Raw genomic sequence first — 12637 nt, 5'->3', positions numbered from 1 at the left:
TCAATTATCTTCATTGCTCAAACAGTTGCAATGGAAAATTTGAATACATCAAACGAGTTCAAACCGAGTTTGGGCTTGATGGATGCGACGATGCTTGTCGCAGGTAGCATGATTGGTTCGGGTATATTTATCGTCAGTGCGGATATTGTCAGAAATGTGGGCAGTTCGGGTTGGTTAATGCTCGTTTGGTTGATCACAGGCTTTATGACTATTGCCGCAGCCGTGACTTATGGCGAGTTAAGTGCCATGTTTCCCAAAGCCGGCGGACAATACGTTTACCTAAAAGAAGCTTATAACCCTTTAGTTGGTTTTTTATACGGTTGGAGTTTTTTTGCAGTTATTCAGACGGGTACGATAGCAGCAGTGGGCGTGGCTTTCAGTAAATTTACAGCCTATTTATTTCCACAGGTAAGCGAAGATATTGTACTGTTTTCTATTGGTAGTTTGCATATTTCTCCCGCACAAATCCTATCCATTGTCACCATTATTTTACTTACGTATATCAATACAAAAGGAGTAAAAAATGGTAAAATCATCCAAACATTCTTTACAATTATCAAATTAGTGAGTTTATTCGGATTGATTATTTGTGGTTTATTTTCCATGAAATCTGGCGTATGGCATGCCAATTGGGAAAATGCTTTTGACATGCATAAATTACTACCAAGTGGTGGAGTTGAAAATTATGTAACATTCGCAGCATTAGGGGCGATTGCATCATCTATGGTTGGTTCCATTTTTAGTAGTGTAGCGTGGGAAAATGTTACTTTCATCGGAGGTGAAATCAAAAATCCAAAACGAAATTTAGGATTGAGTTTATTTTTAGGTACGTTGTTGGTGACGATCGTTTATATCGCAGCCAATGTGATGTACGTTTCCGTATTGCCATTAAATGAAATTGCCACAGCTCCCAAAGACCGTGTTGCCGTTTCTGCGACACAAGCCATTTTGGGCAATTGGGGTACGTATGTGATTGCCATTATGATTATGATCTCCACGTTTGGATGTAATAATGGATTGATTTTAGCGGGAGCTCGTGTGTATTATACGATGGCAAAAGACGGTTTATTTTTCAAAAAAACAGGTCATTTAAATAAATATTCTGTACCAGAGTTTGGATTGTGGATACAATGTGCAGTGGCAAGTTTACTTTGTTTGAGTGGAAAATATGGCGATCTTTTAGATATGGTCAGTTTTGTTGTGGTGATTTTTTACATTTTAACTATTCTTGGTGTATTTATTTTACGTAAAAAAAGACCAGATGTGGAACGCCCTTATAAAGCTTTTGGATACCCGATTTTACCGATCATTTATATATTGATGGCATTGGCATTTTGTATTTTGTTGATCATTTTCAAAACCAATTATGTAAAATGGGGACTAATAATTGTTGCAATAGGCATTCCCATTTATTATCTTGCGCTCCGAAAAGAAAAACAATGAGCAATTTCAATAGTCTTTTTGACGAATTTCCAAAAGTAAAAATCGCCGTAATTGGTGACGTTATGTTGGATACTTATTGGTGGGGAAAAGTGGATAGAATTTCCCCCGAAGCACCGGTACCCATCGCTTCTATTCAAAAAAAGGAATTTAGAATCGGTGGTGCAGGCAATGTAGCATTGAATACCGAAGCATTATTGGCTCCGACAACGATCTTTTCCGTTATTGGTGATGATGAAGACGGGGTTGTCTTGACGCAATTATTGAAAGACAAAGAAATCCATACCGAATATATTATAAAAGATACGCAAAGACCTACGACCAATAAAATAAGAATTATGGGACGTAGTCAACAAATGATGCGTATCGATTATGAAACTACGGAAGCGATCTCTGCACATATGGAAGAAATGCTGATTGATAGTTTCAAAATATATGTAGAAAAAGAAAAACCTGCCATTGCGATATTAGAAGACTACAACAAAGGTGTATTGACGCCACATGTTATTGATTCTATTATTGCGATTTGTAATGCAAATAATGTGTTCATTACCGTTGATCCCAAGAGCAAAAATTTCTTCTGTTATAAAAATGTACACATATTCAAACCCAATCTTAAAGAAGTGGTAGAAGCGTTGCATCTAAGTGATCGTTCTGCGGATTTGGATAATTTGAAATATGTACACCAACAATTAAAGCAAAAATTAAATCATTCTACCTCCCTAATCACTTTATCCGAAAGAGGGATTTTTTTCCAAAATGAAGAAGAAGCATATACACAGCCTGCTTTTTTGAGAAATATAGCGGATGTAAGTGGTGCAGGTGATACGGTTATTGCAGTCGCTTCTGTCGTATTTGCTTTATCCAAAGACATGAAATTGGCTTGTAGCATGGCAAATATTGCAGGTGGATTGGTCTGTGAAGAACTTGGAACGGCGGTTATTTCCCCTGAAAAACTTTTAAATGAATGTAATCTTTTGTTGAAAGACTAAATTATACTTGTTGAACATACAAGACATTCCCCAAATCATTGAACCATGTACAATGATTTGGGGAATTTGTTTAAATATTTTAATTTCTTTGCAAAAGAATACAGCTATTTTAAATATTATCTAATTTTACGAGCAACTATACTCGTTTTTTTAGATACATGGCAGAAAAAAGATTTACAATTGTAATTCACGGAGGAGCAGGTACTATTTTAAAAGAGGACATGACTCCAGAATTAGAAAAAGCATACGAAGCGGCGCTTCGTGATGCATTAGAAGCCGGATATGGCGTATTATCGGCAGGAGGCAATGCAGTAAACGCGGTAAAAGCAGCGATTGTCGTTATGGAAGACAATATTCTATTCAACGCTGGTCGTGGTTCCGTATTTACCAAAAGAGGTACGCAGGAAATGGATGCTGCAATTATGGATGGTGATTCCTTGAATGCTGGTGCTGTTGCAGGATTGAGAAATGTAAGAAACCCCATCGAATTGGCAACGGAAATCATGCGAAATAGCAACCACGTATTTTTAAGTGGAAAAGGTGCAACTGATTTTGCAATCAAACAAGGTGTCAAATTAGAACCTGACGAATATTTTTTCTCTCAATTTAGATACGATCAATGGAAAGCTATCAGAGATTCTGATACCTACTCTTTGGATCATACCAATACACACATCGAGGAATTGATGCGTGACAAAAAATTTGGTACAGTAGGCGCCGTAGCGTGTGATCAATATGGAAATCTGGCTGCTGCAACATCTACAGGAGGCATGACCAATAAAAAATATGGAAGAATTGGCGACAGCCCAGTCATCGGCTGTGGCACTTATGCTAATAATAATACCTGTGCAATTAGTTGTACTGGACATGGTGAGAAATTCATAGAAGCCGTTGCAGCCCATGACGTAAGTTGTTTAATGGAGTACAAAGGATTGACTATCCAAGAAGCCATGAATGTCGTTATTAATGAAAAATTAGTTGGCATTGGAGGCGAAGGTGGCATGATTGGTGTCGATCATGAAGGCACACCGAACATGGCATTAAATAGTGCGGGAATGTATCGTGGATTCAAATCCAGTGATGGTTCTGAACGCATTGCAATTTACGGCGATTAACATCCAAACTACTAACAGAAAAACATTCAAATCCAAATTCATCAAGTTGAATTTGGATTTGTTTTTTAAAGTCATTTAAATAATTATTTACCTAAAAATGGAATTAAATATTCTAAAAGTTTTGAAGGCTGTTCCTCTTGTATAAAATGTCCACAATCTTTAATTTCTCCTCCTGATACATTTGTACATAAAGGTTGAAATGAGTACAGCGTCTTCATTCCAAAACTTTTTTCTCCACCTAACGCTAATACTGGCATTTCCAATTTTCTTTTTATGATCTCTTTATTGATTTCAATATTTTTTATCATTGCTCGATAATAGCCCAAAGAGTTATGAAAAACTCCTGGTGATGCATAGGATTTGGCATAAACAGTAACCGTATTGTCATTAAATGCTTTTTTATTATACGCGCCATGATCGTAAAACCATTTAATATAAATGCGCTCTCTTCCCTTAACAAGTTCTTCTGGAAGATTATCGACATTGTGAAATGCAAACCACCAAAAAACGCGATTTTCTTTAGATAAAACAGGGAGTGTTTCCATTTGCTCCGTTGCAATTGGTACATCTAAGCAGGCAACTTGAGTTACATCTTTAGGATATTCAGAAGCATAACCATAGGCGATTTCCACACCTAAGTCGTGGGCAACAATCGCGGTTTTCTTATATCCTAACTCTTCCATAAAAGAATGTAATAGATGAGCTATAGATGTTTGATCATACCCCGTTTTTGGAGGCGCAGATTTTCCAATTCCAGGTAAGTCGATAGCGATAATGGTGTGCTTCTTTGAAAGTTCAGGAACTATATAACGCCAAGTATAAATGTTCTCAGGAAAGCCATGTAAAAGTAGGACAGGCGTACCTGTGCCTGTTTTTATATAATGAATATTTACGCCTTCAACAGTTTGGTATTTATCCTTATAATTCCAGTTCACATTTCCTTGTGCATACAATAAACTATTTCCCAAAATTAGAAGACTCAACAAGAGTCGTTTGATCATTTTTGATGTGCAAAAAATCATGTTTTTAAAATTTTATTTGCACGAAAATAGAATACCAATTACTTTTATGCAAGTACTTACCTTTAAGTAAGTTTATTTACTTCGAGTAATAAATATTGAAATTCAAATAGTTATAAATGAAAAAAACTTACGAGATTGGATCAAAACAATTTGATTGCCCTGTAGGATTAGCAAGTAATGTGATTTTAGGAAAATGGAAACTACAGATCATAAATCAATTATCATCCGTTGATAAATTGAGATTTAGCGAGTTGAAACTTAGAATCGGAAGCGTTTCTGAAAAAATGCTTATACAACACTTAAGAGAATTAGAAACAGATGGTCTCGTTAACAGGAAAGTCTATCCAGTAGTTCCTCCAATGGTGGAATATTCACTCACTAAAATTGGAGAGGATTTCGTACCCGTTATCATGGCATTAAAAAAATGGGGTGAGCAATTTACAATCTAAGACAATTTATTAACTCATTATAATTTCTATAAATGAATTAAGCAAACCATCTTAATGTCAATTTTAATTACTCAGAATAAAGATAATTGCTCACCAGGACGTTGAAACAAGGTACAATCTAGCGAATAGATTTCTTGATTCAATCCAAATGAAGCAGTGTATTTTTTAAATTGTTGCTTGACCATTTCAGCAATCGGTCCCTCTCCTTTCATTCTCGTACCAAAACGAGAATCATTGACTTGTCCGCCATGTCCACTTTCAATTAAATGCCAAACTTTATCTGCTCTTTCCGGAAAAACTTTGAATAGCCAATCTTTAAATAAATCATGTATTACACCATTTAACCGAACAAATGTATATCCTGCAGTTGTCGCTCCGGCATCTGCAACAGATTTAAGTATATTATGCATTTCATTATCATTCAAACCCGGAATTATCGGCGCCACCATCACTCCTACTGAAATGCCAGCGTTGGCCAACTTCTCCAGTGCTTTCAATCTTTGCAAACCCGTTGAAGTACGCGGTTCCATTTTTCCACGCAGATTTTCATCTAAAGAAGTTATTGAAAGAATTACGCGAACTAATCTCTTTTTTGCCATTTCTGAAAGCAAATCGATATCTCTTAATACTCCTGCATTTTTAGTAATTATCCCAATAGGTTGATTGAATTCAGCGCAGACTTCAATCATTTTTCGGGTAATTTCTAGTTTGCGTTCAACTGGCTGATAGCAATCCGTATTTCCACTGAAAGAAATTGGAACTGGATCCCAATTCTTATTCATCAGAAATTTGCGTAGCAAATCTGGTGCATTCTCTTTGTACAAAATTTTGGTTTCGAAATCCAATCCAGCACTATATCCCCAATATTCAAAACTGTTGCGTGCATAACAATAAATGCAACCATGCTCGCAACCTTGATAAGGATTGGCACTGTAATACATACCAACATCTGGACTCGTAACTTTATTAACCAATGAATTGGATTGAACAGCAATCAATTCCGTTTTAGGATTTATATCTTCCCAAATATCAATGCCATCAACACTCTCAAAATCAGTCGATTGCCGTATAAATTTGTTTGCTGTATTGAATTGCGCCCCTCTTCCTTTGATAAAATTATCCAAGTTAACCACCTTCTTTTGCGGTTAAAATTACTAATATTTTTAGTTATTTGCTAAATTTATTTGCTTTCCACTTGGCTTCTTTTTCTTTTTTCCTATCCAAACAAGTAATCCAGTAATAGGCAAACTTGTACAAATCAATCCACACAAAAAAGTACACAATTTTCCCAATTGTCCCATCCAAGTACCCATATGCAATTGCCAAACATTATTATCAATGTATTGTCCTTTAAGCACTTTATTATTTATTGCCACCGATGTTCCCGTGTATTTATCCACGACACTAATAATAGGAGATTCTGCGCTTTTAAGTCCAATCCTTTTCGCAACGGTCATGTAATAGGTACCTGCATCTTTCAATTTGAAAGTATACATTTGAATGGCCTTTTTCTCAGGATGTTGGGCAAATTCATTGGCAAATACAACATTAATTGGTTGTGCTTTTCTTAATGAATCCTTGTCAGCCTTCGGTAAGATTTTTTGAATAGGTTTGTCTGCATTTCCCCCGAATAATTTGACTGTAGCTTTTGAAACTGGTTGAAAAGCAATAATCAAACCCGTAATCGTCAAAGTCAATCCCAAAACAGAAGCATAAAATCCGAGAACATTATGCAAATCATAATTGACTCTTTTGAATTTTGCTTTCCATTTGATTTTAAAACTAGCGTCACGTGTGTGTTTGTTCCATTTTTTGGGCCACCAAAGAATGATTCCACTGATTAATTCTATTAGAAAAATGATCGTTGCAATATCAACAATCCATGATCCTGCACCATGTATCATAAACGCTGCATGCAAGTGTGCTACGATATAAAAGAAATTGGCGGTATGATCTTTTTTTAAAATTTTACCTGAATAAGGATTGACATACACATAAGCCAAGCCACCAGGACGATCAAAACATCTAAATCTAACGCTCCTATTTGGATCTTTGAACATCGCAATATCCGAAACCATTGTTGGTTTTCCTTTCGGTCCAGAATGCATGACCATGGACATTAATTTCTCGGCGGGGAGTTTTTCTTTACGTTCTACTTGAATGTATTTAGCATCGCCGGCAGTCATATTTAAAATCTCATCACAATACACAATCAAAGTCCCAGTCAATGCCACAAATACTAAAATTATCCCTGCAAAAATCCCCAACCAGAGATGTAACCAAGCATTTATTCGGCTAAATAAGCTTTTATTTTTTTTTGATTTTTCCTTCATCATCGCAAATGATTTGTAAAATAATAAAGGGAAAACTGCAAGAGTTTTCCCATACGTATGAAAATTTAAAGACTAGAATTTGTAAGCAATACTTGCTGTAATAGTGCGCGGTTGTTGTGCTGTCAAGTAAGAGTTATACATAAAATATTTCTTATTTGCCAAATTGTCTACTTTGGCAGATAGTCTAAATGATTGCGTATCGTAGAACAATGAAGCGGCTGCAACGATATAACCATTCAAAGTGATGGTATTGGCATCATTTGTAAAGCTTTTGCTCGCGCCATTGGCACCAACGCCAATTCCTAAATTATGGAAAATTCCTTCTTTGAATTTATAGCTCATCCAAAGATTTCCCACATTTGCTGGCGTACCATACGGCCTTTTACCTTGATTTGCTGTTGCTTTTACGATTTTAATATCGTTATAAGCATAACCAGCAGTGATAAACAAACCATCAATTGGATTCGCATTGATATCTAATTCAACACCTTGGCTGCGAATGTTTCCATCTTGCACGCCATATAATGAATTTGCTGGCGTACGTACAATATCTTTTACATTGATATGATAATAACTTACCGTTGCATTGAAACGATGATCCGCTAAATCAAATTTGGCTCCTCCTTCCAATTGATTTGCTTTTTGTGGTTTGAATGAATTACCCAAACTATCCGTTCCACTTACGTTTTGGAAGCCATTTTGATAGTTTCCAAATAGGGAAATGTGGTTAGGTAAGATTTCATATACTAATCCGAATTTTGGAGAATAAGCAGTTTGCATATAATTTCCTACAGAATTATAGCGATCGATTCGAATACTTCCCATCACCAATAAATTATCTGTCAAATTCAGTACATCAGACACATACGCGCTGTAAATATTATTAGTTGCTTGTGTAGTAGAATAAGTTGTTGTTGCAGCTTTTGCATTTGCTTTATCACCATTGAGAATCGGAACAGCGGTTGGCAATACTTGTGTATAGACCGTATCCATGATAATATTACCTCGTTCAGAATACGCATAAGTGCGGAAATAATCCAAACCAATCAACATACGATTACGCAATTTTCCGATATTGAAATCACCATTGAAATTTTGTTGAAATTCTTGTGTATTCAATGTACTAACTGGAACATCATACACTCTGCGGGCTAGAGAATCTTTTGCTGTAAATGTCAAAAAAATGTAGGGTGAATTATTATTGCTATTTGCTGTACTGAATATTGTGTGTGAAGTCCATTTATCTGAAAGTTTATAATCTGCTTTTGCAAAAGCGGTTACCGTTTGTTGATTACTTCTTAGATCTCCATTGTAGTAAGACATTTTTGGATCAAGATTCAATTCAGTTACATTATTTATCGTAAGACGATTTCCTAATCCCATTAATAAAATTGGACGATGCGTTTGATAATAATTCAAATTAAAATCCAATGTCAATCGATCATTTACTTTCAAACGTAGATTTGGAGAAAATGCAACCGTATTTTGTTTTACATTCTGTTGAAATGTATAACGATTATCATATGCTCCAGTAATTCTAAAAAGCGCCGTTTTGTTTTGATTGAGTGGTGTATTGAAATCAACAGTAGTACGAGAAAGATTATAACTTCCCGTAGTGTAAGTAATTTCACCCTTTTGATATTCAAATGGTTGTTTGGTTACCATATTGATAACTCCTCCATAAGAAGACGCAATACCACCACCAAATAAGGTAGAAGAAGGACCTTTGATTGCTTCCAACTTTTCTACATTAGACATATCCATTAAGGATACATATCCAGAGGAAATTCCATCTCGCAAAATTGTAGAGCCATTATTAAAACCACGCATCAAAAAGCCCACCATCGAGCCTCCGCCACCGCCAAGGGTTGCTATATTTGCCAATCCTGGCACATTTTGCAACGCGCCTTCTTGGGTTGTTACGATTTGTTCTGTTAATAACTCTTTAGGTACAACATTATACACTTGTGAATTCTCGAGATTACTCAAAGGCATTCTCGCTACATCAAATGTATTTTTATTATTTCTATGTGATTGCGTATAAACAATGACGTCCTCTAATTGTGCAGCTGTTTCATCTAAGTAAATTGTCGTCAAATCTAATTGTTCGGCACTTAATTCTATTGTTTTGCTTTGAGACTTAATACCTAAACCTTTGATAGTCAATTTATAATTTCCGTACGGAATATGCCTAAATACAAATTTGCTCGTCGTATCTGCAATAATTTTTTTATTATTTTGAGACAATTCAATTTCAATATTACTTACTGATTTACCGTCCGAACTGACGACCAATCCAGAAATATTACCAAAATTATCTACGTTTTGAGCTTGCAGTTTTGGAGTACATTGAAGCACCATTAATAACGTAAATACCGTACCCATGCACTTAATAAAACGCGCAAAAAAATGTTTCTTTTTCAAAATCAATTTTATTTTTATCAGAAATGAGAAATGAAAATGACCAAACAATTACATTAAAACGAGCACGTGTGCTTTGAAACTTAAAATTTGTTTGTCATTTTTGCGGTGGCGAAATTAACAGAGATATATAGTTGCGAGTTAACGCGAAACGGAGTATTAATAACGCGAAACGGATTTTACAAGAAACAGACAAAAGCAGGTTTTACATTTGAAAACAACTATCCACCATAAGGATTTGATTGAGCTCTCCAAAGAGCGCGTATTTACAGACAATTTCCAATTAAATGGAAATTATCTGATTGAAAGTCATAATATTATCAATATACATGGTATTCATATCAATGATTTTGAATATCAATTAAATGGTGTTTTGCTCACGCATCGGCAATGGAATCTGGAACAACAATTGGAAATGCAGGTAAAACATGATTTTCCATTTTTAAAAATGCATTTTGAATATGAAGGACATTCTACCTATGCACGCAACTCGCAAGGCAGTTTGAATGCCGACATACCTTCTGGTACGCATCGTTTGATGTTTTTTCCCGAGGTAAAAGGCACTTTGACCTATCCAAAAACCAAAAGATATTCCTTGGAAATATTGGTTTCCATAGAATTTTTTCAAAAAATATTCAATTACGATACTGAATCCGTTGGAAAATTTGGAAAATCTATCGAGGTGCTTTCTCCATCCATGTTGCATCCAAAAGAATTGCCAATTACTGCAGAAATGAAACAAATCATTTTTGCCATAATTAATTGTCCTTTGGAAAAAGGATTTAAACGTATTTTTTTGGAATCCAAAGTAATTGAATTATTGATTTTGCAGCTTACTCAAGTAAAAGAAAATAATCATTTGCTATGCGAATCTGTGTTAAGAAAAGATGACAGAGAAAAAATATATGAAGCAAAAGAAATATTAGAAAAGCAAATTGAAAATCCATGTTCGCTCCTACAACTTTCAGAGATGGTTGGGATCAACGATTTCAAATTGAAAAAAGGATTTAAAGAAGTATTTGGGACAACCGTTTTTAATTATTTGTCAGATTTCAGAATGCAAAAAGCGAAGGATATGATCTTGGAAAATAGACAAACCATTGCAGAAATTGCTTACGAAATTGGATTTAAAAATCCACAGCATTTCACAGCAGCATTCAAAAGAAAATATGGTTATTTACCTAGCGTGTTGAAAAACAATCGAATAAATTAACCATTTCGCGTCTAAATTGTCTATTATTGTAGCTATAAAAGTGAAATGAAATTTTCCTTAGAAAAAAATAATCATGGCAATTTTTGATATTAAATTACCAAAATCCATTGTAAGAGCGTTAAAGCTTCCTGTCGATGCCGCCCAACGTCAACAAAAAATTGTACTAAAACGATTGCTACGAAAAGCAAAATTTACCGAATTTGGACAAGCTTATGGTTTTGATAATATCTTAATGAATAACCAATCCTTGGTTAAAGAATTTCAGAAAAATGTTCCCATATATAATTACAATTCTATTTATAAAGAATGGTGGTACAAGACATTAGAAGGTAAACCAGATATTTGTTGGCCCGGCAAAATTAGATATTATGCATTAAGTAGTGGCACGAGCGAAGCTGCCAGTAAATACATACCAGTTACAAATGACCTGCTACGATCCAACAAGATCATCATGATCAAGCAATTGTTGAGTTTGCGTAATTATCAATACATCAATTTTAAATCCATTGGAAAAGGCTGGCTTACACTTGGCGGAAGCACAGATTTGCAAAGAGGTGCTGGGTATTACGCTGGAGATCTGAGTGGAATCACGACAAAAAAATCACCTTTTTGGTTTCAGCCTTTTTACAAACCAGGAAAAAAGATTGCCAAAGAGAAAGATTGGAATAAAAAACTTGAAGAAATTGTCAAAAAAGCACCCGAATGGGATATAGGATTTCTTGTCGGCGTTCCCGCTTGGACACAAATGTGTATGGAAATGATTATTGAAAAATATCATCTAAATACGATACATGATATGTGGCCCAATTTGGAATTTTTTGTACACGGAGGAGTCAATTTTCAACCATATAAAAAAGGATTTGAAAAACTTTTAGGTAAACCTTTGACCTATATCGAAACTTATCTTGCTAGTGAAGGATTTATCGCTTATCAAAGTCATCAATTTGCAGAGGCGATGCGATTAGCGGTTACTGGTCATATTTTCTTTGAATTTATCCCTTTCAATTTCGAAAATTTTAATGGAGAAGGGGAATTGATCGGTAAACCTAAAGCACTAACGGTACATGAGGTCGAGGAAGGAGTTGATTATGCTTTGTTATTGAGCACGCCTGCTGGTGCATGGCGATACCTCATCGGCGATACGGTAAGATTTGTCAATAAAAAAAGATGTGAGATCATTATTACAGGCCGAACAAAGCATTTCTTGAGCTTGGTTGGGGAGCATTTATCTGTCGACAATATGAATCGTGCGATTGAAATGACCTCTGAAGAGTTAAATATTTCCATCCCAGAATTTACTGTTGCAGGCGAACCGCATGGTAGTTTTTTTGCACATCATTGGTATATTGCATGTAACCAACAAATTGATAAACAATTAGTTGCAAATACAATCGACAAATATTTGAAAAAATTAAATGATGATTATTTAGTCGAAAGAAACAGTACTTTGAAAGACATTTACGTAGATGTTTTGCCAGAAGAGATTTTTATGCGATTTTTGAAATCCTTAGGAAAATTAGGAAGTCAACATAAGTTCCCACGTGTATTGAAAGGTTCTACGTTGGAAGAATGGACTAAATTTTTATCTTATGGCAAATGACCAAATATTTTAACTGTGTTAGAAATGTGGGTATAGTAAACAATTCGTAGAT

The 12637-nt window shown here is 35.2% G+C and carries 10 protein-coding genes; 6 read left to right on the top strand and 4 right to left on the bottom strand.

Going from position 1 to position 12637, the window contains the following annotated elements; genetic code table 11:
* Nucleotides 1-30: 30 nt before the first annotated feature.
* The 3 genes from E0W69_RS02155 (at nt 31) to E0W69_RS02145 (ending at nt 3547) form a co-directional block, all read left to right on the top strand.
* Nucleotides 31-1443 (top strand): APC family permease, encoded by a 1413-nt coding sequence (locus E0W69_RS02155; RefSeq protein WP_131328392.1) that lies wholly within the window; start codon nt 31-33, stop codon nt 1441-1443.
* Nucleotides 1440-2432: a bifunctional heptose 7-phosphate kinase/heptose 1-phosphate adenyltransferase gene (locus E0W69_RS02150; RefSeq protein ID WP_131328391.1), complete on the top strand. Its 993-nt coding sequence runs from the start codon at nt 1440-1442 to the stop codon at nt 2430-2432. Before E0W69_RS02155 ends, E0W69_RS02150 begins: the two co-directional genes overlap by 4 nt.
* A gap of 158 nt (nt 2433-2590) precedes the next feature.
* A complete protein-coding gene (locus E0W69_RS02145; protein WP_131328390.1) occupies nt 2591-3547 on the top strand; it encodes an isoaspartyl peptidase/L-asparaginase family protein in 957 nt (318 codons plus the stop codon).
* Nucleotides 3548-3630: 83 nt separating this feature from the next.
* Here the strand turns inward: E0W69_RS02145 and E0W69_RS02140 are convergent, their stop codons facing one another.
* Nucleotides 3631-4548: an alpha/beta fold hydrolase gene (locus tag E0W69_RS02140; protein ID WP_191967935.1), complete on the bottom strand. Its 918-nt coding sequence runs from the start codon at nt 4546-4548 to the stop codon at nt 3631-3633.
* Nucleotides 4549-4685: 137 nt separating this feature from the next.
* Here E0W69_RS02140 and E0W69_RS02135 point away from each other — a divergent pair, with 137 nt between their 5' ends.
* Complete coding sequence (locus E0W69_RS02135) at nt 4686-5018, top strand: winged helix-turn-helix transcriptional regulator (RefSeq protein WP_131328388.1); 333 nt, start codon at nt 4686-4688, stop codon at nt 5016-5018.
* Nucleotides 5019-5089: 71 nt separating this feature from the next.
* Here E0W69_RS02135 and E0W69_RS02130 read toward each other — a convergent pair whose 3' ends face one another.
* From E0W69_RS02130 to E0W69_RS02120, 3 genes are all read right to left on the bottom strand, one after another.
* Nucleotides 5090-6151, bottom strand: coding sequence for a PA0069 family radical SAM protein (locus E0W69_RS02130; protein WP_131328387.1), 1062 nt, complete (start codon nt 6149-6151; stop codon nt 5090-5092).
* Between the two features lie 30 nt (nt 6152-6181).
* Nucleotides 6182-7354, bottom strand: a complete 1173-nt coding sequence (locus E0W69_RS02125; RefSeq protein WP_131328386.1) for a PepSY-associated TM helix domain-containing protein — start codon at nt 7352-7354, stop codon at nt 6182-6184.
* Nucleotides 7355-7423: 69 nt separating this feature from the next.
* Nucleotides 7424-9775, bottom strand: coding sequence for a TonB-dependent siderophore receptor (locus E0W69_RS02120; protein ID WP_131328385.1), 2352 nt, complete (start codon nt 9773-9775; stop codon nt 7424-7426).
* A 208-nt stretch (nt 9776-9983) separates the two neighbouring features.
* On the opposite strand from E0W69_RS02120, the gene E0W69_RS02115 reads away from it, so the two are divergent.
* Together E0W69_RS02115 and E0W69_RS02110 are read left to right on the top strand one after the other, a co-directional pair.
* Nucleotides 9984-10985 (top strand): helix-turn-helix domain-containing protein, encoded by a 1002-nt coding sequence (locus E0W69_RS02115; protein ID WP_131328384.1) that lies wholly within the window; start codon nt 9984-9986, stop codon nt 10983-10985.
* A gap of 73 nt (nt 10986-11058) precedes the next feature.
* Nucleotides 11059-12585, top strand: coding sequence for a GH3 family domain-containing protein (locus E0W69_RS02110; RefSeq protein WP_131328383.1), 1527 nt, complete (start codon nt 11059-11061; stop codon nt 12583-12585).
* Nucleotides 12586-12637: the final 52 nt, after the last annotated feature.

Source organism: Rhizosphaericola mali (assembly GCF_004337365.2).
Taxonomy (GTDB): Bacteria; Bacteroidota; Bacteroidia; order Chitinophagales; family Chitinophagaceae; genus Rhizosphaericola; species Rhizosphaericola mali.
Note: the sequence above shows the minus strand (reverse complement) of the source record. Positions and strands in the feature narration are given on the sequence as shown.

Coding starts and splice junctions, on each gene's coding strand:
- E0W69_RS02155 (WP_131328392.1), top strand. CDS start 31: ATGGAAAATTTGAATACATCAAACGAGTTCAAACCGAGTTTGGGCTTG.
- E0W69_RS02150 (WP_131328391.1), top strand. CDS start 1,440: ATGAGCAATTTCAATAGTCTTTTTGACGAATTTCCAAAAGTAAAAATC.
- E0W69_RS02145 (WP_131328390.1), top strand. CDS start 2,591: ATGGCAGAAAAAAGATTTACAATTGTAATTCACGGAGGAGCAGGTACT.
- E0W69_RS02140 (WP_191967935.1), bottom strand. CDS start 4,548: ATGATCAAACGACTCTTGTTGAGTCTTCTAATTTTGGGAAATAGTTTA.
- E0W69_RS02135 (WP_131328388.1), top strand. CDS start 4,686: ATGAAAAAAACTTACGAGATTGGATCAAAACAATTTGATTGCCCTGTA.
- E0W69_RS02125 (WP_131328386.1), bottom strand. CDS start 7,354: ATGATGAAGGAAAAATCAAAAAAAAATAAAAGCTTATTTAGCCGAATA.
- E0W69_RS02110 (WP_131328383.1), top strand. CDS start 11,059: ATGGCAATTTTTGATATTAAATTACCAAAATCCATTGTAAGAGCGTTA.